Source organism: Escherichia sp. WS3063 (genome assembly GCF_046486595.1).
Classification (GTDB): Bacteria; Pseudomonadota; Gammaproteobacteria; order Enterobacterales; family Enterobacteriaceae; genus Escherichia; species Escherichia coli.
Map to the genome: position 1 here is coordinate 67,611 of NZ_JBJQKY010000009.1, position 21,589 is coordinate 89,199.

The 21,589-nt window shown below is 49.6% G+C and carries 18 protein-coding genes and 1 pseudogene; 14 read left to right on the plus strand and 5 right to left on the minus strand.

The window, feature by feature from the left end:
* Positions 1-212: 212 nt before the first annotated feature.
* The 3 genes from ACJHYW_RS11380 to pspG all read left to right on the plus strand — a co-directional run bounded on the left by ACJHYW_RS11380 (position 213) and on the right by pspG (position 2,992).
* Positions 213-1,217: a DUF2713 family protein gene (locus tag ACJHYW_RS11380; protein ID WP_022646425.1), complete on the plus strand. Its 1,005-nt coding sequence runs from the start codon at positions 213-215 to the stop codon at positions 1,215-1,217.
* 361 nt (positions 1,218-1,578) lie between these two features.
* Entirely contained in the window at positions 1,579-2,616 is a 1,038-nt protein-coding gene (gene dusA / locus ACJHYW_RS11385) for a tRNA dihydrouridine(20/20a) synthase DusA (RefSeq protein ID WP_012602639.1), read from the plus strand.
* Positions 2,617-2,749: 133 nt separating this feature from the next.
* Complete coding sequence (gene pspG, locus ACJHYW_RS11390; RefSeq protein ID WP_000891408.1) at positions 2,750-2,992, plus strand: envelope stress response protein PspG; 243 nt, start codon at positions 2,750-2,752, stop codon at positions 2,990-2,992.
* 165 nt (positions 2,993-3,157) lie between these two features.
* On the opposite strand, the gene ACJHYW_RS11395 is transcribed toward pspG, so the two are convergent.
* A complete protein-coding gene (locus tag ACJHYW_RS11395; protein ID WP_001600849.1) occupies positions 3,158-4,141 on the minus strand; it encodes a quinone oxidoreductase in 984 nt (327 codons plus the stop codon).
* Between the two features lie 82 nt (positions 4,142-4,223).
* Here ACJHYW_RS11395 and dnaB point away from each other — a divergent pair, with 82 nt between their 5' ends.
* The 3 genes from dnaB to tyrB all read left to right on the plus strand — a co-directional run bounded on the left by dnaB (position 4,224) and on the right by tyrB (position 8,217).
* Positions 4,224-5,639 carry a replicative DNA helicase gene (gene dnaB / locus ACJHYW_RS11400; RefSeq protein ID WP_000918363.1) on the plus strand — a complete coding sequence of 472 codons (1,416 nt, stop codon included), beginning with the start codon at positions 4,224-4,226 and terminating at the stop codon, positions 5,637-5,639.
* 52 nt (positions 5,640-5,691) lie between these two features.
* Positions 5,692-6,771 (plus strand): alanine racemase, encoded by a 1,080-nt coding sequence (gene alr, locus ACJHYW_RS11405; RefSeq protein WP_001147328.1) that lies wholly within the window; start codon positions 5,692-5,694, stop codon positions 6,769-6,771.
* 252 nt (positions 6,772-7,023) lie between these two features.
* Positions 7,024-8,217, plus strand: coding sequence for an aromatic amino acid transaminase (gene tyrB, locus ACJHYW_RS11410; RefSeq protein WP_000486954.1), 1,194 nt, complete (start codon positions 7,024-7,026; stop codon positions 8,215-8,217).
* A 503-nt stretch (positions 8,218-8,720) separates the two neighbouring features.
* Here tyrB and ACJHYW_RS11415 read toward each other — a convergent pair.
* Positions 8,721-8,943, minus strand: a pseudogene (locus ACJHYW_RS11415) (hypothetical protein).
* A 400-nt stretch (positions 8,944-9,343) separates the two neighbouring features.
* Here ACJHYW_RS11415 and aphA point away from each other — a divergent pair.
* From aphA to ACJHYW_RS11430, 3 genes are all read left to right on the plus strand, one after another.
* Positions 9,344-10,057, plus strand: coding sequence for an acid phosphatase AphA (gene aphA, locus ACJHYW_RS11420; RefSeq protein WP_001226928.1), 714 nt, complete (start codon positions 9,344-9,346; stop codon positions 10,055-10,057).
* Between the two features lie 110 nt (positions 10,058-10,167).
* The gene (locus ACJHYW_RS11425; protein ID WP_000270375.1) at positions 10,168-10,584 is read left to right on the plus strand and encodes a secondary thiamine-phosphate synthase enzyme YjbQ; all 417 of its coding nucleotides are present in this window, start codon (positions 10,168-10,170) and stop codon (positions 10,582-10,584) included.
* A 3-nt stretch (positions 10,585-10,587) separates the two neighbouring features.
* A complete protein-coding gene (locus ACJHYW_RS11430; protein ID WP_000155657.1) occupies positions 10,588-10,944 on the plus strand; it encodes an MmcQ/YjbR family DNA-binding protein in 357 nt (118 codons plus the stop codon).
* A 34-nt stretch (positions 10,945-10,978) separates the two neighbouring features.
* On the opposite strand, the gene uvrA is transcribed toward ACJHYW_RS11430, so the two are convergent.
* Entirely contained in the window at positions 10,979-13,801 is a 2,823-nt protein-coding gene (gene uvrA, locus ACJHYW_RS11435; protein WP_000357740.1) for an excinuclease ABC subunit UvrA, read from the minus strand.
* A gap of 254 nt (positions 13,802-14,055) precedes the next feature.
* On the opposite strand from uvrA, the gene ssb1 reads away from it, so the two are divergent.
* Entirely contained in the window at positions 14,056-14,592 is a 537-nt protein-coding gene (gene ssb1, locus ACJHYW_RS11440; RefSeq protein WP_000168305.1) for a single-stranded DNA-binding protein SSB1, read from the plus strand.
* 98 nt (positions 14,593-14,690) lie between these two features.
* Here the strand turns inward: ssb1 and ACJHYW_RS11445 are convergent, their stop codons facing one another.
* Entirely contained in the window at positions 14,691-14,972 is a 282-nt protein-coding gene (locus tag ACJHYW_RS11445) for a YjcB family protein (protein WP_001295689.1), read from the minus strand.
* 429 nt (positions 14,973-15,401) lie between these two features.
* Between ACJHYW_RS11445 and pdeC the strand changes: the two genes are divergently transcribed.
* Positions 15,402-16,988: a c-di-GMP phosphodiesterase PdeC gene (gene pdeC, locus ACJHYW_RS11450; protein WP_000019512.1), complete on the plus strand. Its 1,587-nt coding sequence runs from the start codon at positions 15,402-15,404 to the stop codon at positions 16,986-16,988.
* Positions 16,989-16,990: 2 nt separating this feature from the next.
* Here the strand turns inward: pdeC and soxS are convergent, their stop codons facing one another.
* Positions 16,991-17,314 (minus strand): superoxide response transcriptional regulator SoxS, encoded by a 324-nt coding sequence (gene soxS, locus ACJHYW_RS11455; protein ID WP_000019358.1) that lies wholly within the window; start codon positions 17,312-17,314, stop codon positions 16,991-16,993.
* A gap of 85 nt (positions 17,315-17,399) precedes the next feature.
* Between soxS and soxR the strand changes: the two genes are divergently transcribed.
* The 3 genes from soxR (at position 17,400) to ACJHYW_RS11470 (ending at position 21,559) form a co-directional block, all read left to right on the plus strand.
* A complete protein-coding gene (gene soxR, locus ACJHYW_RS11460) occupies positions 17,400-17,864 on the plus strand; it encodes a redox-sensitive transcriptional activator SoxR (RefSeq protein ID WP_000412436.1) in 465 nt (154 codons plus the stop codon).
* A 545-nt stretch (positions 17,865-18,409) separates the two neighbouring features.
* Positions 18,410-19,759: a guanine/hypoxanthine transporter GhxP gene (gene ghxP, locus ACJHYW_RS11465; RefSeq protein WP_000106892.1), complete on the plus strand. Its 1,350-nt coding sequence runs from the start codon at positions 18,410-18,412 to the stop codon at positions 19,757-19,759.
* Between the two features lie 150 nt (positions 19,760-19,909).
* Positions 19,910-21,559 (plus strand): Na+/H+ antiporter, encoded by a 1,650-nt coding sequence (locus ACJHYW_RS11470; RefSeq protein WP_000402206.1) that lies wholly within the window; start codon positions 19,910-19,912, stop codon positions 21,557-21,559.
* Positions 21,560-21,589: the final 30 nt, after the last annotated feature.

Here is a 21,589-nt window from a genome sequence, read left to right on the forward strand (position 1 = left end):
GTAAGGTGTTGTGTTGCCTGGCCGTACCATTATCAACACGATAATAATTAATACTTCATTTTTAAATAAATTGCTTTAAGTTAACTCGCTATTTATTTAACTGGGGTTGATCGCATACCTGTACTTCAGAAATTATGAGCGATTTTTGATAGTGAGCAGATGGCAAAAGAATTATAAGGAGGACACGGTACGACAAAAAAGGTGCGTATATCATGTCAGGTATAATTTCAAGTGCAACAGAATTCTTCAATAATACACTCCATTCAAATCAATACGAAATTAAAGATGCGAGCAAAGAAAAAATAAAGGATATATATAATAAATCGGTTGATTATGCAACGATGAGTAATCGCGCTGCGATTATTGCAAAAATAGATTTGTTTATTCAGAGAATCACCCATAATTTATGGACTGCAAGTGATAATAATGTTTCCTTAATTAAGCGAATAGATGCTCTCAAAAATTGGGTTGAGGAGTGTATTGATCAGTGCACTAATGAGCAATTAGGTGATCGTGACTATATTTCTGCATTTGTGGATCGGGCGATTTTTCATTACGCGATGAATTTTGTTTGTAATCCAATGGAAAATAGCGATGTAACTCTAATAGACAAGTGTACTTTCGACGTAATAAATCATAATGGCCTTCCCTCCACGATTCAGCTATTTTATGATAAATCCTATTGTAAAGCACCTGTAGCGTCATTACATCTAAAAACAGTAAGCGAAGGCTTTTTAAATTTGGAAAATGCATATAATGTAAAGAAAGATACTCGCTTAAAACCCCTGGCCTCCCTTTTACTTTCATTTTCATATGATAGTGCATCAGCAGATATCATAGGAGCAGCAGAGAGAGTTAATGATGATTGTGAAAACTACATAAAAAGTCAGATAAAAATATTATCTCGTCAAGTGATGAAAAAAAACCTGGCGGAGATGAAAGACTTGATAGATAAAAAAGAATTGGATTTTAATGTAATTCTGCAGGAGATGAAAAATCAGGCCGGAGAAGAAAAAGAAGACATCAAAAACATTACAAAAATGCAGGCTGCAGGTGAGACTTTAATTAAATTTATTCAATCATTTGACCCGGACTCAACGGGACCAATTATAATTGGTAAAGATATGGATGACAAAAATATAAATGACAACGATCTAATTAACGAAGATATTATTAAGTTCATTTATGTCCTATTAGGTACTGAGTTAGAAAAATAAAATGTGAATTTTCCCTATAGCATGGAAGTTTTTACATAAAAGAACCCAATATTGATTGGGTTCTTTTTTCTCTATCAGTGCTATTAGCAGGGAGAGATATCACCGTAGTTTAATGTGTGATTTTTATTTATCGTCGAACCTGGATTGTTTATCATTGGCCTTAACAAAGCTAACGGCTAATAAGATTATTTCCATCACTTCGTGAGAGCTTCATGCCTTGAGAGGATCTCAATTTTCTTTTGCAATGAGACAGGCGCTTCCTGTTGTTATGGTATAGTACCCCGCTATTGAGCCTCCTGAACAGTGATGCTGAATAACATAACCCCATGATATATCGATAAAATAATCTCTACATTTGAAAATGCACGGTAATTCTGAAATGCAAAAAATCAACCAAACCAGCGCAATGCCTGAAAAAACTGACGTTCACTGGAGTGGTCGGTTTAGCGTTGCACCAATGCTCGACTGGACGGACAGACATTGCCGCTATTTCTTGCGTCTGCTTTCCCGCAATACGTTGCTGTATACCGAAATGGTGACCACAGGGGCGATTATTCACGGTAAAGGTGATTATCTGGCGTACAGTGAAGAAGAACATCCGGTAGCATTGCAACTGGGCGGTAGCGATCCGGCGGCGCTGGCGCAGTGTGCAAAGCTGGCAGAAGCGCGCGGATATGATGAGATCAACCTGAATGTCGGCTGCCCGTCTGACCGGGTGCAGAACGGCATGTTTGGGGCGTGTCTGATGGGTAATGCGCAGCTGGTTGCCGACTGCGTGAAAGCGATGCGCGATGTGGTGTCGATTCCGGTGACGGTGAAAACGCGTATTGGCATCGACGACCAGGACAGCTATGAATTTCTCTGCGATTTCATCAACACCGTTTCCGGCAAAGGCGAGTGTGAGATGTTCATCATCCACGCACGTAAAGCCTGGCTTTCGGGGTTAAGCCCGAAAGAAAACCGTGAAATCCCGCCGCTCGATTATCCGCGTGTGTATCAACTGAAGCGTGACTTTCCGCATCTGACAATGTCGATTAACGGTGGTATCAAGTCGCTGGAAGAGGCTAAAGCGCATTTGCAACATATGGATGGCGTGATGGTCGGGCGCGAAGCGTATCAGAATCCGGGTATTCTGGCGGCGGTAGACCGAGAGATCTTTGGTTCCTCGGATACCGATGCCGATCCGGTGGCGGTAGTGCGCGCCATGTATCCGTACATTGAGCGTGAACTCAGCCAGGGGACGTATCTTGGCCATATTACCCGGCATATGTTGGGCTTGTTCCAGGGTGTTCCTGGCGCGCGGCAGTGGCGGCGTTATTTAAGTGAAAATGCCCATAAAGCGGGTGCAGACATTAATGTGCTGGAACACGCGCTCAAACTGGTGGCGGATAAGCGTTAACTTTTCACCAAAAAGTAGTCAAATTCACCACGCCCTGCGCACCGTCGCGGGGCGTTTTGCTGTTAAATCAATAGATTATTTTTGGCATGATTCTTGTAATGCCTGCAAGAGATTTCATATTTGGGAGAGCATCATGCTGGAACTACTTTTTGTGATTGGCTTTTTTGTCATGCTGATGGTCACCGGCGTTTCGTTGCTGGGCATTATCGCCGCGCTGGTTGTGGCGACGGCCATTATGTTCCTCGGCGGTATGCTGGCATTGATGATTAAGTTGCTGCCGTGGTTACTACTGGCGGTTGCGGTGGTGTGGGTTATTAAGGCGATTAAAGCACCAAAAGTGCCGAAATATCAGCGTTATGACCGCTGGCGTTACTAAGGGATTGTGCGGATGATCACAACCTAAGGTTTTATCCTTAGAACAAAATAGGAATTGATAATCAAATCTGTCACTATTGCGCCTCTAACAGATTCATCGTGCTGTACCCTACATACAGCCGAACTATAAAAAGAAAGGGCTTCCCAGGTGGAAGCCCTATTTCTTTTATGGAATCAACAGGCTGGAACCTTGCGTCGCCCGGCTTTCCAGAATCTCATGCGCACGCTGCGCATCCTTCAGCGGATATTTCTGCTGCTCGGCGACATCGACCTTAATCACACCGCTGGCAATCAAAGAGAACAGTTCATTACTGGCCTCGGTTAATTCCTCCCGCGTGGTGATATAGCCTTGCAGGGAAGGGCGTGTCACATACAACGAGCCTTTCTGATTGAGAATGCCTAAGTTCACACCGGTAACCGCACCTGATGAGTTGCCAAAACTCACCATTAAGCCGCGGCGTTGCAGGCAATCCAGCGACCGTTCCCAGGTGTCTCTGCCCACGGAATCGTACACCACGCGCACTTTCTTACCAGCGGTGATCTCTTTCAATCGCTCGACCAGATTCTCTTCGCGATAGTTAATAACCTGCCATGCGCCCGCTTTTAGCGCACTCTGCGCTTTTTGCGCCGTTCCCACGGTGCCGATAAGTTTCGCCCCAAGGGCTTTTGCCCACTGGCAGGCAATTAAGCCAACGCCGCCAGCCGCTGCGTGGAACAGGAACTGCTCATCGGGTTTAATTTCATAGGTTTTGCGCAGCAGATAATAAACCGTTAAGCCTTTCAGGAAGGATGCCGCCGCTTGCTCAAAAGAAATTGCCGCAGGCAGAATCGCCGCTTTATCCGCATTAACGTTATGCACAGAGCTGTAAGCGCCTAACGCCGACTGCGCATAGACTACACGATCGCCTGCCTTAATATGCTTTACACCACTGCCGACTTTACTCACGATGCCTGCCGCTTCGGTACCTAATCCGCTGGGTAGCGATGGCGGCGGGTAAAGGCCGCTGCGGATATACGTGTCGATAAAATTGATGCCAATGGCTTTATTTTCGACCTGGATTTCATTCTCCGCCGGATCGGCAGGAGTGAACTCTACGGCTTGAAGTACTTCCGGGCCACCGTGCTTGTGAAATTCAATTCGTGTTGCCATGTGTCCTCCAGAACGTATCGTCAGGGTCTGCTTCATATGGTAAAGTTTCGACCCATTCTTTATCTCGGTAACTCCATTCACTATGGCAGGAAATAAACCCTTCAACAAACAGCAGGCTGAACCCCGCGAACGCGATCCACAAGTTGCCGGGCTGAAAGTGCCTCCGCACTCGATCGAAGCGGAGCAGTCGGTGTTGGGCGGTTTAATGCTGGATAACGAACGCTGGGATGATGTAGCCGAGCGTGTGGTGGCAGACGACTTTTACACCCGCCCACACCGTCATATCTTTACTGAAATGGCGCGTTTGCAGGAAAGCGGTAGTCCTATCGATCTGATTACCCTTGCGGAATCGCTGGAACGCCAGGGGCAACTCGATAGCGTCGGTGGTTTTGCGTATCTGGCAGAGCTGTCAAAAAATACGCCAAGTGCGGCGAACATCAGTGCCTATGCGGACATCGTGCGTGAACGTGCCGTTGTTCGCGAGATGATTTCGGTTGCGAATGAGATTGCCGAAGCCGGTTTTGATCCGCAGGGGCGAACCAGCGAAGATCTGCTGGACCTGGCTGAATCCCGCGTCTTTAAAATTGCCGAAAGTCGTGCAAACAAAGACGAAGGGCCGAAGAACATCGCCGATGTGCTCGACGCCACGGTGGCGCGTATTGAGCAGTTGTTTCAGCAGCCACACGATGGCGTTACCGGGGTAAACACCGGTTATGACGATCTCAACAAAAAAACCGCTGGCTTGCAGCCGTCGGATTTGATCATCGTTGCCGCGCGTCCGTCGATGGGTAAAACCACATTTGCGATGAACCTCGTCGAAAACGCGGCGATGTTGCAGGATAAACCAGTACTTATCTTCTCGCTGGAGATGCCATCAGAACAGATTATGATGCGTTCTTTGGCGTCGCTGTCGCGCGTTGACCAGACGAAAATCCGTACCGGGCAGCTCGATGATGAAGACTGGGCACGTATTTCCGGCACCATGGGTATTTTGCTCGAAAAACGTAATATCTATATCGATGATTCCTCCGGCCTGACGCCAACGGAAGTGCGTTCCCGCGCGCGCCGTATTGCCCGTGAACACGGCGGCATCGGGCTTATCATGATCGACTACCTGCAACTGATGCGCGTACCGGCGCTTTCCGATAACCGTACGCTGGAAATTGCAGAAATCTCCCGCTCGCTGAAAGCACTGGCGAAAGAACTGAACGTGCCGGTGGTGGCGCTGTCCCAGTTGAACCGTTCTCTGGAACAACGTGCCGACAAACGCCCGGTCAACTCCGACCTGCGTGAATCTGGCTCTATCGAGCAGGATGCGGACTTGATCATGTTTATCTATCGTGATGAGGTGTATCACGAAAACAGTGATTTAAAAGGCATCGCGGAAATTATTATCGGTAAACAACGTAACGGCCCAATCGGGACGGTACGCCTGACCTTTAACGGTCAATGGTCGCGCTTCGACAACTATGCGGGGCCGCAGTACGACGACGAATAATAATTATTTTATGAATTAGGTAATTAAAGCAAACACTTATCAAGGAACACAAATGCAAGCGGCAACTGTTGTGATTAACCGCCGCGCTCTGCGACACAACCTGCAACGTCTTCGTGAACTGGCACCTGCCAGTAAAATGGTTGCGGTGGTGAAAGCGAACGCTTATGGTCACGGTCTTCTTGAGACCGCGCGAACGCTCCCCGATGCTGACGCCTTTGGCGTAGCCCGTCTCGAAGAAGCTCTGCGACTGCGTGCGGGGGGAATCACCAAACCTGTACTGTTACTCGAAGGCTTTTTTGATGCCAGAGATCTGCCGACGATTTCTGCGCAACATTTTCATACCGCCGTGCATAACGAAGAACAGCTGGCTGCGCTGGAAGAGGCTAGCCTGGACGAGCCGGTTACCGTCTGGATGAAACTCGATACCGGTATGCACCGTCTGGGCGTAAGGCCGGAACAGGCTGAGGCGTTTTATCATCGCCTGACCCAGTGTAAAAACGTTCGTCAGCCGGTGAATATCGTCAGCCATTTTGCGCGCGCGGATGAACCAAAATGCGGCGCAACCGAGAAACAACTCGCTATCTTTAATACCTTTTGCGAAGGCAAACCAGGTCAACGTTCCATTGCCGCATCGGGTGGCATTCTGCTGTGGCCACAGTCGCATTTTGACTGGGTGCGTCCGGGCATCATTCTTTACGGCGTCTCGCCGCTGGAAGATCGTTCCACCGGTGCCGATTTTGGCTGTCAGCCAGTGATGTCACTAACCTCCAGCCTGATTGCCGTGCGTGAGCACAAAGCCGGAGAGCCTGTCGGTTATGGTGGAACCTGGGTAAGCGAACGTGATACCCGCCTGGGCGTAGTCGCGATGGGTTATGGCGATGGTTATCCGCGCGCCGCGCCGTCCGGTACGCCAGTGCTGGTGAACGGTCGCGAAGTGCCGATTGTCGGGCGAGTCGCGATGGATATGATCTGCGTCGACTTAGGTCCACAGGCGCAGGATAAAGCCGGGGACCCGGTCATTTTATGGGGCGAAGGTTTGCCCGTAGAACGTATCGCTGAAATGACGAAAGTAAGCGCTTACGAACTTATCACGCGCCTGACTTCAAGGGTCGCGATGAAATACGTGGATTAATCGTTCTGTAATATTTGATTGTCTGTGCCGGATGCGGCGTGAATGCCTTATCCGGCCAATAAAATCCTACCAATTCAATAAGTTGATTTTCTTTCATGCTCTTATGAAGGTCGTGCCTCTGGCGGATGTACGTTTGTCATGAGTCTCACTCTGTTGCTAATTGCCGTTCGCCCCTGAACATCCACTCGATCTTCGCCTTCTTCCGGTTTATTGTGTTTTAACCACCTGCCCGTAAACCTGGAGAACCATCGCGTGTTTCAAAAAGTTGACGCCTACGCTGGCGACCCGATTCTTACGCTTATGGAGCGTTTTAAAGAAGACCCTCGCAGCGACAAAGTGAATTTAAGTATCGGTCTGTACTACAACGAAGACGGAATTATTCCACAACTGAAAGCCGTGGCGGATGCGGAAGCGCGCCTGAATGCGCAGCCTCATGGCGCTTCGCTTTATTTACCGATGGAAGGGCTTAACAGCTATCGCCATGCTATTGCGCCGCTGCTGTTTGGTGCGGACCATCCGGTACTGCAACAACAGCGCGTAGCAACCATTCAAACCCTTGGCGGCTCAGGGGCATTGAAAGTGGGCGCAGATTTCCTGAAACGCTACTTCCCGGAATCAGGCGTCTGGGTCAGCGATCCTACCTGGGAAAACCACGTAGCAATATTCACCGGGGCTGGATTCGAAGTAAGTACTTACCCCTGGTATGACGAAGCGACTAACGGCGTGCGCTTTAATGACCTGTTGGCGACGCTGAAAACATTACCTGCCCGCAGTATTGTGTTGCTGCATCCATGTTGCCACAACCCAACGGGTGCCGATCTCACTAATAACCAGTGGGATGCGGTGATTGAAATTCTCAAAGCCCGCGAGCTTATCCCATTTCTTGATATTGCCTATCAAGGATTTGGTGCCGGTATGGAAGAGGATGCCTACGCCATTCGCGCCATTGCCAGCGCTGGATTACCCGCTCTGGTGAGCAATTCGTTCTCGAAAATTTTCTCCCTTTACGGCGAGCGCGTCGGCGGACTTTCTGTTCTGTGTGAAGATGCCGAAGCTGCAGACCGCGTACTGGGGCAATTGAAAGCAACAGTTCGCCGCAACTACTCCAGCCCGCCGAATTTTGGTGCGCAGGTGGTGGCAGCGGTGCTGAATGACGAGGCATTGAAAGCCAGCTGGCTGGCGGAAGTAGAAGAGATGCGTACTCGCATTTTGGCAATGCGTCAGGAACTGGTGAAGGTATTAAGCACAGAGATGCCAGAACGCAATTTCGATTATCTGCTTAATCAGCGCGGCATGTTCAGTTATACCGGTTTAAGTGCCGCTCAGGTTGACCGACTACGTGAGGAGTTTGGTGTTTACCTGATTACCAGCGGGCGCATGTGTGTCGCCGGGTTAAATACGGCAAATGTACAACGTGTGGCAAAGGCGTTTGCTGCGGTGATGTAATGCAGGAAAGCAGGCTGGAGCTACCCAGCCTGCAGTGAAATTAAACTGTCGTCGCTTTCACTCTTGCTTTATAGATGATTTTTTTGATGCCATCGTTTTACGTGAGGGATAATAAAAGGTTGTCAGTTCTTTTATTGTTAAGTTTATCCCAATTATCTGGAATTCCTTTCCCTGTTTTTTCGTGTGGAGTAATAATTTTTGCACATCTAACCATTATTAAATTTAATAATAAGTATCGGGTTTGTTACGATAGAATATTTCTATATCCTCAAGAATATGCTTTGCCTTATTGCCTGTGACTTTCTGAGATTCAATTATAGTATCGTTAAATTCTAATGTTAAAGAGAACTCTTTTTTTCCGCTTTGTGTAAGTTTAACCTTATATTGATTACCAATATCAAATAAAAAGGTCCTGTAATGAGAATAATCACCTTTAACCTCCTCGGCAAAACAGCAAAGTGTGCAAATATACATACAATCTTTCTTGCCTCTGATTTTGTTAACTAAATCAATAAATGCATGAAAAACTGTACTTGCAATAGAACTTGATACTTCTTCTCCAGGTCTACAAAAATCTTTTGCAATTTTTAACTGTGTTTCTATATATAAAAAGAAATCTTTGGCATAAGAAAAATCTTTGGAATAAGAGATATCTTTATTATTTAGTGCATCTAGCTCAACAGGTAAAGATGTCATTTTGTTGCTATTCACATATGATATATTCATATCATCATCTCCTTCGAGAGTAATAAAATTAGTCACCATTGTAGGGTAGGGTTCTGGTCAACCAGAAATCATCTTTATAAACTTCGATTGTTTTTGTAATGCTGTATCATTAAGTTCATTAAATCGTACAGCAGATAAATGTTCTATCAAATTTCGCTCATTTGCAGAGGATTCATCATAATAAACGTAAAATTAATGTATCCTTCATTGAGGAATAAACATTTTTTTACAAAAAAACGACAGGAACGTATTTACTGGGTTAAATATAATCATCCTGCTTTTCATCACAAAAACCGCAGATAATCCTTCCTTTCCCCTGCTGCTGGCGTTATGGTCAGATGGTTTTTGCAACAAATCTCACAATAAAAAGTTTCAACATACTGACTATTTAGGGAAAAATATGCGCAAGATCACACAGGCAATCAGTGCCGTTTGCTTATTGTTCGCTCTAAACAGTTCCGCTGTTGCCCTGGCCTCATCTCCTTCGCCGCTTAACCCTGGTACTAACGTTGCCAGGCTTGCTGAACAGGCACCAATTCATTGGGTTTCGGTCGCACAAATTGAAAATAGCCTCGCAGGGCGTCCGCCAATGGCGGTGGGGTTTGATATCGATGACACGGTACTTTTTTCCAGTCCGGGCTTCTGGCGCGGCAAAAAAACCTTCTCGCCAGAAAGCGAAGATTATCTGAAAAATCCTGTGTTCTGGGAAAAAATGAACAATGGCTGGGATGAATTCAGCATTCCAAAAGAGGTCGCTCGCCAGCTGATTGATATGCATGTACGCCGCGGTGACGCGATCTTCTTTGTGACTGGTCGTAGCCCGACGAAAACAGAAACGGTTTCAAAAACGCTGGCGGATAATTTTCATATTCCTGCCACCAACATGAATCCGGTGATCTTTGCGGGTGATAAACCAGGGCAAAATACAAAATCGCAATGGCTGCAGGATAAAAATATCCGAATTTTTTATGGCGATTCCGATAACGATATTACCGCCGCACGCGATGTCGGCGCTCGTGGTATCCGCATTCTGCGCGCCTCCAACTCTACCTACAAACCCTTGCCACAAGCGGGTGCGTTTGGTGAAGAGGTGATCGTCAATTCAGAATACTGACAGAGCGGGAGAGCGTGACACTCTCCCGAATGCTGTTTTTTTAATCACACCTTTATCCTTTCTCTGTCTTGCTGCAAACTGATTAAGAGAGTTTTATCAAGGAGCAGCACATGTGGTATCAAAAGACGCTCACGCTTAGCGCCAAATCTCGTGGGTTTCATCTGGTAACGGATGAAATTCTGAATCAGCTGGCTGATATGCCGCGCGTTAACATCGGTTTACTGCATCTGTTGCTGCAACATACCTCCGCCTCTCTGACACTTAATGAGAACTGCGATCCCACCGTACGCCACGACATGGAGCGTTTTTTCCTCCGCACCGTTCCCGACAACGGAAATTATGAGCATGACTATGAGGGAGCAGACGATATGCCTTCTCATATCAAATCCTCAATGCTGGGAACATCGCTTGTATTGCCGGTGCATAAAGGGCGTATTCAGACCGGCACCTGGCAAGGCATCTGGCTGGGGGAACATCGCATCCACGGCGGATCGCGTCGCATTATCGCGACACTACAAGGGGAGTAAAAAATGACCATTTCGGAGTTGCTACAATATTGCATGGCAAAACCAGGCGCAGAACAGAGCGTGCATAACGACTGGAAAGCGACGCAGATCAAAGTGGAAGATGTACTGTTTGCGATGGTGAAAGAAGTAGAAAATCGCCCGGCGGTTTCGCTGAAAACCAGCCCGGAGCTGGCGGAGCTGCTACGTCAGCAGCACAGCGATGTGCGTCCAAGCCGCCATCTGAATAAAGCGCACTGGAGCACCGTGTATCTCGACGGTTCGCTGCCAGATTCGCAAATCTATTATCTGGTGGATGCGTCTTATCAGCAGGCGGTGAATTTGCTGCCGGAAGAAAAACGTAAATTGCTGGTGCAACTCTGAAAGGAAAAGGCCGCTCAGAAAGCGGCCTTAACGATTACAGCATCGGCTTGAGGAAGCGTGCCGTATGCGAAGCTTCGCACTCCGCGACGGTTTCTGGCGTACCGGAGACGAGGATCTCGCCGCCGCCACTGCCGCCTTCCGGTCCCAGGTCGACAATCCAGTCAGCGGTTTTGATCACGTCGAGATTGTGTTCAATCACCACAATGGTATTGCCCTGATCGCGCAGTTTATGCAGTACGTCGAGCAGTTGCTGAATATCGGCGAAGTGCAGACCGGTGGTCGGCTCGTCGAGAATATACAGTGTCTGCCCGGTGCCGCGTTTTGACAGCTCACGCGCCAGCTTCACGCGCTGGGCTTCACCGCCTGAAAGGGTGGTTGCGGACTGCCCCAGGCGAATGTACGTCAGGCCAACGTCCATCAACGTTTGCAGCTTACGCGCCAGTGCAGGTACGGCATCAAAGAACTCACGCGCCTCTTCGATGGTCATATCCAGCACTTCGTGGATGGTTTTGCCTTTGTACTTAATTTCCAGCGTTTCACGGTTATAGCGTTTACCTTTACACTGGTCGCACGGTACGTAAATGTCCGGCAGGAAGTGCATCTCCACTTTGATCACGCCGTCGCCCTGACAGGCTTCGCAGCGTCCGCCACGGACGTTAAAGCTGAAACGTCCCGGCGTATAGCCGCGCGCACGGGATTCCGGTACGCCCGCAAACAGTTCGCGCACAGGCGTAAACACGCCGGTATAGGTCGCTGGGTTAGAACGCGGAGTACGACCAATTGGGCTTTGGTCGATATCGATCACTTTATCGAAATGCTCCAGCCCCTGAATATCGCGATACGGTGCCGGTTCGGCGATGGTCGCACCATTCAACTGGCGTTGGGCAATCGGGAACAGTGTGTCGTTAATCAGTGTCGATTTACCGGAACCTGAAACCCCTGTGATGCAGGTAAACAGACCGACTGGCAGCGTTAGCGTCACGTCTTTCAGGTTATTACCGCGTGCACCCGTCAGCTTCAGCACTTTTTCCGGATTCGCCGGAACGCGTTTCTTCGGCACTTCAATCTTGCGTTTACCGCTCATGTACTGTCCGGTCAACGACTCCGGCACCGCCATAATCGCTTCCAGTGGACCTTCCGCGACCACTTCACCGCCGTGAACACCCGCACCAGGACCGATATCGATCACATGGTCAGCCGCGCGAATCGCGTCTTCGTCGTGCTCCACCACAATCACGGTATTACCGAGATCGCGCAGATGGATAAGCGTACCCAACAGGCGCTCGTTATCGCGCTGGTGCAGGCCGATAGACGGCTCATCCAGCACGTACATAACGCCAACCAGGCCCGCACCAATCTGGCTCGCCAGACGAATACGCTGGGCTTCACCGCCAGAAAGCGTTTCTGCCGAGCGGGAAAGCGTCAGGTAATTCAGGCCGACGTTAACGAGGAATTTCAAACGATCGCCGATCTCTTTAAGAATTTTTTCCGCAATCTTCGCCCGCTGACCTGCGAGTTTGAGATTGTTGAAGAATTCCATCGCATGACCAATGCTCATGTCGGAAATGGCGGGCAGCGGCGTATTCTCGACATACACGTGGCGCGCTTCCCGACGCAGACGCGTCCCTTCGCAGCTGGCGCACGGGCGATTGCTGATGAACTTGGCTAATTCTTCGCGTACCGCGCTGGACTCCGTCTCTTTATAACGGCGCTCCATATTGTGCAGCACGCCTTCAAACGGATGACGACGAATGGAGGTATCGCCACGATCGTTCATGTATTTGAATTCAATGTTTTCTTTGCCAGAACCGTACAACACCACTTTATGCACGTTCGCGCTCAGGCTGCCCCACGGCGCTTCGACGTCGAACTTATAGTGATCTGCCAGCGATTTCAGCATCTGGAAATAATAGAAGTTGCGGCGATCCCAGCCACGGATCGCACCGCCAGCCAGCGACAGTTCCGGATTCTGGATCACGCGGTCAGGATCGAAATATTGCTGTACGCCAAGGCCGTCGCAGGTCGGGCAGGCCCCCGCCGGGTTGTTAAACGAAAACAGTCGCGGCTCCAGCTCGCGCATACTGTAACCGCAAATTGGGCAGGCGAAGTTGGCGGAGAACAGCAGCTCTTCCGCTTTCGGGTCGTCCATATCCGCCACTACCGCGGTACCACCGGAAAGCTCTAGCGCGGTTTCAAACGACTCGGCCAGACGTTGGGTAAGATCGTCACGCACCTTGAAGCGATCAACCACCACTTCAATAGTGTGTTTCTTTTGCAGTTCCAGTTTCGGCGGATCGGAAAGATCGCAGACTTCGCCATCAATACGAGCACGGATGTAACCTTGGCTTGCCAGGTTCTCCAGCGTTTTGGTGTGTTCGCCTTTGCGCTCTTTAATGATTGGCGCAAGCAGCATCAGACGCTTGCCTTCCGGCTGTGACAGCACGTTATCCACCATCTGGCTGACGGTTTGCGCCGCCAGCGGGACGTCGTGGTCCGGACAGCGCGGCTCGCCGACGCGGGCGAACAACAAACGCAAATAGTCGTGGATTTCGGTGATTGTCCCCACCGTAGAACGCGGGTTATGAGACGTTGATTTCTGCTCAATTGAGATGGCAGGAGAAAGCCCCTCAATATGATCGACGTCCGGCTTTTCCATCAGTGACAGAAACTGCCGCGCGTAGGCGGAAAGGGATTCAACGTAACGGCGCTGCCCTTCGGCATATAAGGTGTCGAAAGCGAGCGAGGATTTGCCAGAACCCGAAAGCCCGGTCACGACAATGAGCTTGTCGCGGGGGATAACGAGGTTGATGTTTTTGAGATTATGGGTGCGGGCGCCCCGAACTTCGATCTTATCCATTCACCTTTCCCGGATTAAACGCTTTTTTGCCCGGTGGCATGGTGCTACCGGCGATCACAAACGGTTAATTATGACACAAATTGACCTGAATGAATATACAGTATTGGAATGCATTACCCGGAGTGTTGTGTAACAATGTCTGGCCAGGTTTGTTTCCCGGAACCGAGGTCACAACATAGTAAAAGCGCTATTGGTAATGGTACAATCGCGCGTTTACACTTATTCAGAACGATTTTTTTTCAGGAGACACGAACATGGCCAGCAGAGGCGTAAACAAGGTTATTCTCGTTGGTAATCTGGGTCAGGACCCGGAAGTACGCTACATGCCAAATGGTGGCGCAGTTGCCAACATTACGCTGGCTACTTCCGAATCCTGGCGTGACAAAGCGACCGGCGAGATGAAAGAGCAGACTGAATGGCACCGCGTTGTGCTGTTCGGCAAACTGGCAGAAGTAGCCAGCGAATATCTGCGTAAAGGTTCTCAGGTTTATATCGAAGGTCAGCTGCGTACCCGCAAATGGACCGATCAATCCGGTCAGGATCGCTACACCACAGAAGTCGTGGTGAACGTTGGCGGCACCATGCAGATGTTGGGTGGTCGTCAGGGTGGTGGCGCTCCTGCAGGTGGCAATATCGGTGGTGGTCAGCCGCAGGGCGGTTGGGGTCAGCCTCAGCAGCCGCAGGGTGGCAATCAGTTCAGCGGCGGCGCGCAGTCTCGCCCGCAGCAGTCCGCTCCGGCAGCGCCGTCTAACGAGCCGCCGATGGACTTTGATGACGATATTCCGTTCTGATTTGTCTTTAAAACAATAGGGTATATTGTTTTAAGGTGGATGATTAAAGCATCTGCCAGCCATAAAAAAGAAGCCTCCGTTTTGGAGGCTTCTACATATCAAGTCAAAATCATTGGCCATTGTGGCGGTGTCTGATTCATCTCTTCTATCATCACCGACTCGATGTTGTGCCAGATGGCGGTGATATCCGCCATTGTGATGCCAAGCAACCCCATTGCGAACCAGCAGGCGGAAACCACGCCCAGACCGCTGCTGATCACTGCAAGCCCGACATAATCAGACCGACGAAAACGGATGTTGAGTGTGCTGGCCAGAAACATCATTACGGCACTAAGAAGTTGCCAGCGAAGAAGAACCACGCCAGTGGTGAGGGTAGCCATCAAACAATTCCTCTGAAAAGAGCCGATGCCTCGGACAGCGCGGCGTTGTTCACGGGAGGCGTGATACACTCTGGCTATCGCGGGGCTTGCAGAACACAAAAAAGAAACACTCTGTTTGTTTCATTAATTTTGTGAACTATATCACAATTGATTGTTTGTTAGCCAGATTAGGCCGTGACTTTTATTGCCGTACAGATTATGTGTTTTTTCAGCGGCATTAAGGGTATATCTTCCCACCGCCTCTGCATTCCTGTAGGAAATTAGTTTTGAATATCAATGAATTATTTTTATTCAGGTGACGATTAAAAAGGTATCAATTTCAAATCAGGCAAAAGTGCTATTTATACCGTAAGATTTATCTAAAGACGTCGATAACCAGGGTTCTCGCCTTGCAATGACCGGGTATAAACAGGCAGGAAATTGATAGCAATGAGTCATCGTGCACGACACCAATTACTGGCGTTGCCGGGCATTATCTTTTTAGTTCTCTTTCCCATCATTCTTTCGCTATGGATTGCCTTCTTTTGGGCAAAATCAGAAGTGAATAATCAGCTCCGAACCTTTGCTCAGCTGGCGTTGGATAAATCTGAGCTGGTCATTCGTCAGGCAGATTTAGTGAGCGATGCAGCTGAACGCTATCAGGGGCAAGTTTGCACTCCAGCCCATCAAAAGCGATTGTTGAATATTATTCGTGGCTATCTTTATATTAATGAATTGATCTATGCCCGTGATAACCATTTTTTATGCTCATCGCTGATAGCGCCTTTAAACGGCTATACGATTGCACCGGCCGATTATAAGCGTGAACCTAACGTTTCTATCTATTATTACCGCGATACGCCTTTTTTCTCTGGCTATAAAATGACCTATATGCAGCGGGGAAATTATGTGGCGGTCATCAACCCTCTCTTCTGGAGTGAAGTGATGTCTGATGATCCGACATTGCAATGGGGTGTATATGATACGGTAACGAAAACCTTTTTCTCGTTAAGCAACGAGGCCTCGGCAGCAACGTTTTCTCCACTGATTCATTTGAAGGATTTAACTGTACAAAGAAATGGCTATTTATATGCGACAGTTTATTCGACAAAACGCCCAATTGCGGCCATTGTTGCGACTTCATATCAACGTCTTATAGCGCATTTTTATAATCATCTTATTTTTGCGTTACCCGCCGGTATTTTGGGGAGTCTTGTTCTGCTATTACTCTGGCTACGTATTCGACAAAACTATTTGTCTCCCAAACGCAAATTGCAACGCGCCCTCGAAAAACATCAACTTTGCCTTTATTACCAGCCAATAATCGATATCAAAACAGAAAAATGTATCGGGGCTGAAGCATTGTTACGTTGGCCTGGTGAGCAGGGGCAAGTAATGAATCCGGCAGAGTTTATTCCGCTGGCAGAAAAGGAGGGGATGATCGGACAGGTAACTGATTATGTTATTGATAATGTCTTCCGCGATCTGGGCGCATACCTGGCAACACATGCCGATCGCTATGTTTCTATTAACCTGTCGGCCTCCGATTTTCATACGTCACGGTTGATAGCGCGAACCAATCAGAAAACAGAGCAATACGCGGTGCGTCCACAGCAAATTAAATTTGAAGTGACTGAACATGCATTTCTTGATGTCGACAAAATGACACCAATTATTCTGGCTTTCCGCCAGGCTGGTTACGAAGTGGCAATTGATGATTTTGGTATTGGCTACTCTAACTTGCATAACCTTAAATCATTGAATGTCGATATTTTGAAAATCGATAAATCGTTTGTTGAGACGCTGACCACCCATAAAACCAGTCATTTGATTGCGGAACACATCATCGAGCTGGCGCACAGTCTGGGGTTAAAAACGATCGCTGAAGGCGTCGAAACTGAGGAACAGGTTAACTGGCTGCGCAAACGCGGCGTGCGCTATTGCCAGGGATGGTTCTTTGCGAAGGCGATGCCGCCGCAGGTGTTTATGCAATGGATGGAGCAATTACCCGCGCGGGAGTTAACGCGCGGGCAATAAAACTACAGGCGGTGGCGATAATCGCTTGGAGTGCGATCAAACTGCCGACGGAAAACGCGGGAGAAGGTCTGCTGCGAGACATAACCCAGGTCCATTGCGATATCAAAAATCGGACGCTCGGTGGTGCGCAACTCAACGGCGGCCAGTAACAGGCGGCGTTGGCGAATGTAATCACCAAGTGTCTGATGCGTCACCGTGCGGAACATCCGTTGCAGGTACCACTTTGAATAGCCTGATTTTTTTGCGACGACATCAATGTTAAGTGGCTGGTCAATATGCTCGTCAATCCATGCGATAAGATCCTGAATAATTTTCTGATGGGACATAAATCTGCCTCTTTTCAGTGTTCAGTTCGTTAATTCATCTGTTGGGGAGTATAATTCCTCAAGTTAACTTGAGGTAAAGCGATTTATGGAAAAGAAATTACCCCGCATTAAAGCGCTGCTAACCCCCGGCGAAGTGGCGAAACGCAGCGGTGTGGCGGTATCGGCGCTGCATTTCTATGAAAGCAAAGGGTTGATTACCAGTGTCCGTAATAGCGGCAATCAGCGGCGATATAAACGTGATGTGTTGCGATATGTCGCAATCATCAAAATTGCTCAGCGTATTGGCATTCCGCTGGCGACCATTCGTGAAGCATTTGGCGTGTTGCCCGAAGGGCATACATTAAGTGCGAAAGAGTGGAAACAGCTTTCGTCCCAATGGCGAGAAGAGTTGGATCGGCGCATTCATACCTTAGTGGCGCTGCGTGACGAACTGGACGGATGTATTGGTTGTGGCTGCCTTTCGCGCAGTGATTGCCCATTGCGTAACCCGGGCGACCGCTTAGGAGAAGAAGGCACAGGCGCACGCTTGCTGGAAGATGAACAAAACTAAAGCGCCACAAGGGCGCTTTAGTTTGTTTTCCGGTCTTTGTCTTTCTCTCTATCCCGCTGGTACACAGGAGGGTTTCCCCCGACGTCAACACACCTCATTCGAGCACGTGGTGGAGGTTCCGGTTGGTGTTGATGCTTTAATTGTATGTCACCGGCGTTTCTTCGCCAGTGTAAAAGTACACTTTTTAGCCGCAATATTTTTGTCATCTCAGACGATTTTTTATCGCAATCCTGAACGGTATACGGTTCGATAACGCTGCAATCTTGCGCATCGACGATAACGTTTGCGCATCAATTGCCTGGTTTTTCATCGTCAAGACAATAAAAGAGAAAAAAGCAGCAAACTTCGGTTGAAAAAGCCGCTATGATCGCCGGATAATCGTTTGCTTTTTTTACCACCCGTTTTGTATGCGCGGAGCTAAACGTTTGCTTTTTTGCGACGCACCAATTTGTCGCAAACCTGGAGCAGGAAGATAACGTTTCGCTGGCAGGGGATTGTCCGCCACGCATCTTGACGAAAATTAAACTCTCAGGGGATGTTTTCTTATGTCTACGCCATCAGCGCGTACCGGCGGTTCACTCGACGCCTGGTTTAAAATTTCACAACGTGGAAGCACTGTCCGTCAGGAAGTGGTTGCCGGGTTAACAACGTTTCTGGCGATGGTCTACTCGGTTATCGTCGTTCCAGGCATGTTGGGTAAAGCGGGCTTCCCGCCTGCGGCAGTTTTCGTTGCGACCTGTCTGGTTGCCGGACTCGGTTCTATCGTGATGGGTCTGTGGGCTAATCTGCCGTTGGCGATTGGTTGCGCCATCTCCCTGACGGCGTTTACCGCATTCAGTCTGGTGCTGGGGCAACATATTAGCGTACCTGTCGCGCTGGGTGCCGTGTTCCTGATGGGTGTGCTGTTTACGGTCATTTCTGCCACGGGTATCCGTAGCTGGATTTTGCGCAACTTGCCGCACGGTGTGGCGCACGGCACGGGGATCGGTATCGGTCTGTTCCTGCTGCTGATTGCTGCGAATGGTGTCGGTCTGGTGATTAAAAACCCGCTTGATGGTCTGCCCGTTGCGCTGGGTGATTTCACGACCTTTCCGGTGATGATGTCACTGGTAGGTCTGGCGGTGATCATCGGCCTGGAAAAACTGAAAGTCCCTGGTGGCATTCTGCTGACCATTATCGGTATCTCAATTGTCGGTTTGATCTTCGATCCTAACGTCCATTTCTCCGGCGTTTTCGCCATGCCTTCATTGAGCGATGAAAACGGCAATTCACTGATTGGCAGCCTGGACATTATGGGGGCGCTGAATCCTGTAGTCCTGCCAAGTGTTCTGGCACTGGTGATGACGGCAGTATTTGATGCCACCGGAACTATCCGCGCCGTCGCCGGTCAGGCGAACCTGCTGGATAAAGATGGGCAGATCATCGACGGCGGGAAAGCACTGACCACCGACTCCATGAGCAGCGTTTTCTCTGGCCTGGTGGGTGCAGCTCCGGCAGCGGTATACATCGAGTCTGCGGCGGGTACGGCGGCGGGCGGTAAAACCGGGTTGACGGCTATCACCGTTGGCGTGCTGTTCCTGCTGATTCTGTTCCTCTCTCCGCTCTCTTACCTCGTTCCGGGGTACGCAACGGCTCCGGCGCTGATGTACGTTGGCCTGCTGATGCTGAGCAACGTGGCGAAAATCGACTTTGCTGATTTTGTTGATGCGATGGCGGGTCTGGTTACGGCGGTATTCATCGTGCTGACCTGTAACATCGTAACAGGCATCATGATCGGCTTCGCGACTCTGGTGATTGGTCGTCTGGTTTCCGGCGAATGGCGCAAGTTGAACATCGGTACGGTCGTTATTGCCGTGGCGCTGGTGACCTTCTATGCGGGTGGCTGGGCTATCTAATCTTACATAGGATTCTGAAAACGGGTGGCAATGGCTGCCCGTTTTTATTTTCTCCGCACATTGTGTGAGCTTTTGCGATATTCTGAAAAAATGAGAATTCAGGCATAACGCCTTTCTCAGATCATAAAAAACATCGCAAACAGGGAACGCATGGAAATCTTCTTCACCATACTGATAATGACCCTCGTGGTCTCGCTGTCCGGGGTGGTCACTCGTGTCATGCCCTTTCAGATCCCGCTTCCGCTTATGCAAATCGCCATCGGTGCGCTACTGGCGTGGCCGACGTTTGGTTTGCATGTGGAGTTTGATCCTGAACTCTTTTTAGTCTTGTTTATCCCGCCGTTGCTGTTCGCTGATGGCTGGAAAACGCCGACCCGTGAATTTCTCGAACATGGTCGAGAGATTTTCGGCCTCGCGCTGGCGCTGGTGGTGGTCACCGTGGTCGGCATTGGCTTCCTTATTTACTGGGTGGTGCCGGGCATTCCGCTGATCCCCGCCTTTGCGCTGGCGGCGGTGCTTTCTCCGACCGATGCTGTGGCGCTCTCCGGGATTGTTGGCGAAGGGCGCATCCCGAAAAAAATCATGGGCATTTTGCAGGGCGAAGCGTTGATGAATGACGCCTCTGGCCTGGTGTCGTTGAAGTTTGCCGTAGCAGTGGCGATGGGGACGATGATCTTCACCGTCGGCGGTGCGACGGTCGAATTTATGAAAGTGGCCATTGGCGGTATTCTCGCCGGTTTTGTGGTGAGCTGGCTGTATGGTCGCTCGCTGCGATTCCTCAGCCGCTGGGGCGGTGATGAACCCGCGACGCAGATTGTTCTGCTGTTCCTGCTGCCATTCGCTTCTTATCTGATTGCCGAACATATTGGCGTTTCCGGCATCCTCGCTGCGGTTGCCGCCGGGATGACCATCACCCGTTCCGGTGTGATGCGCCGTGCGCCGCTGGCAATGCGCCTGCGCGCAAACAGTACCTGGGCGATGCTGGAATTTGTCTTTAACGGCATGGTATTCCTGCTGTTAGGTCTGCAGCTGCCGGGTATTCTGGAGACGTCGCTGATGGCGGCAGAAATCGACCCTAACGTCGAAATCTGGATGCTGTTTACCGATATCATTCTGATTTATGCGGCGCTGATGCTGGTCCGTTTCGGCTGGCTGTGGACGATGAAAAAGTTCAGCAACCGCTTCCTGAAGAAGAAGCCGATGGAGTTTGGTTCGTGGACCACACGAGAAATCCTGATCGCGTCTTTCGCCGGGGTGCGTGGGGCGATCACTCTGGCTGGTGTGCTCTCAATCCCGCTGCTCTTGCCGGATGGTAACGTCTTCCCGGCGCGCTATGAGCTGGTGTTCCTGGCGGCTGGTGTCATTCTCTTCTCGCTGTTTGTCGGCGTGGTGATGTTGCCTATTCTGCTACAACACATTGAAGTCGCGGACCATTCGCAACAATTGAAAGAGGAACGTATTGCACGAGCGGCAACGGCAGAAGTGGCGATTGTGGCGATCCAGAAAATGGAGGAGCGTCTGGCGGCGGATACCGAAGAGAATATCGATAACCAGCTGCTCACAGAGGTTAGTTCTCGCGTCATTGGTAACCTGCGTCGTCGCGCCGATGGACGTAATGATGTAGAAAGTTCAATCCTGGAAGAGAACCTGGAGCGTCGCTTCCGTCTGGCGGCATTGCGTTCTGAACGTGCTGAACTGTACCACCTGCGCGCCACGCGGGAGATCAGTAACGAAACGCTGCAAAAATTATTGCACGATCTCGATTTGCTTGAAGCGTTGCTGATTGAAGAGAACCAATAACGCTTGGCGGTGTAATCGGTAAAAAGGTGC

Bases quoted from the DNA above. Each gene is read 5' to 3' on its own strand.
- ACJHYW_RS11380 (WP_022646425.1), top strand. From the start codon at position 213: ATGTCAGGTATAATTTCAAGTGCAACAGAATTCTTCAATAATACACTC.
- dusA (WP_012602639.1), top strand. From the start codon at position 1,579: ATGCACGGTAATTCTGAAATGCAAAAAATCAACCAAACCAGCGCAATG.
- pspG (WP_000891408.1), top strand. From the start codon at position 2,750: ATGCTGGAACTACTTTTTGTGATTGGCTTTTTTGTCATGCTGATGGTC.
- ACJHYW_RS11395 (WP_001600849.1), bottom strand. From the start codon at position 4,141: ATGGCAACACGAATTGAATTTCACAAGCACGGTGGCCCGGAAGTACTT.
- dnaB (WP_000918363.1), top strand. From the start codon at position 4,224: ATGGCAGGAAATAAACCCTTCAACAAACAGCAGGCTGAACCCCGCGAA.
- alr (WP_001147328.1), top strand. From the start codon at position 5,692: ATGCAAGCGGCAACTGTTGTGATTAACCGCCGCGCTCTGCGACACAAC.
- aphA (WP_001226928.1), top strand. From the start codon at position 9,344: ATGCGCAAGATCACACAGGCAATCAGTGCCGTTTGCTTATTGTTCGCT.
- ACJHYW_RS11425 (WP_000270375.1), top strand. From the start codon at position 10,168: ATGTGGTATCAAAAGACGCTCACGCTTAGCGCCAAATCTCGTGGGTTT.
- ACJHYW_RS11430 (WP_000155657.1), top strand. From the start codon at position 10,588: ATGACCATTTCGGAGTTGCTACAATATTGCATGGCAAAACCAGGCGCA.
- uvrA (WP_000357740.1), bottom strand. From the start codon at position 13,801: ATGGATAAGATCGAAGTTCGGGGCGCCCGCACCCATAATCTCAAAAAC.
- ssb1 (WP_000168305.1), top strand. From the start codon at position 14,056: ATGGCCAGCAGAGGCGTAAACAAGGTTATTCTCGTTGGTAATCTGGGT.
- ACJHYW_RS11445 (WP_001295689.1), bottom strand. From the start codon at position 14,972: ATGGCTACCCTCACCACTGGCGTGGTTCTTCTTCGCTGGCAACTTCTT.
- pdeC (WP_000019512.1), top strand. From the start codon at position 15,402: ATGAGTCATCGTGCACGACACCAATTACTGGCGTTGCCGGGCATTATC.
- soxS (WP_000019358.1), bottom strand. From the start codon at position 17,314: ATGTCCCATCAGAAAATTATTCAGGATCTTATCGCATGGATTGACGAG.
- soxR (WP_000412436.1), top strand. From the start codon at position 17,400: ATGGAAAAGAAATTACCCCGCATTAAAGCGCTGCTAACCCCCGGCGAA.
- ghxP (WP_000106892.1), top strand. From the start codon at position 18,410: ATGTCTACGCCATCAGCGCGTACCGGCGGTTCACTCGACGCCTGGTTT.
- ACJHYW_RS11470 (WP_000402206.1), top strand. From the start codon at position 19,910: ATGGAAATCTTCTTCACCATACTGATAATGACCCTCGTGGTCTCGCTG.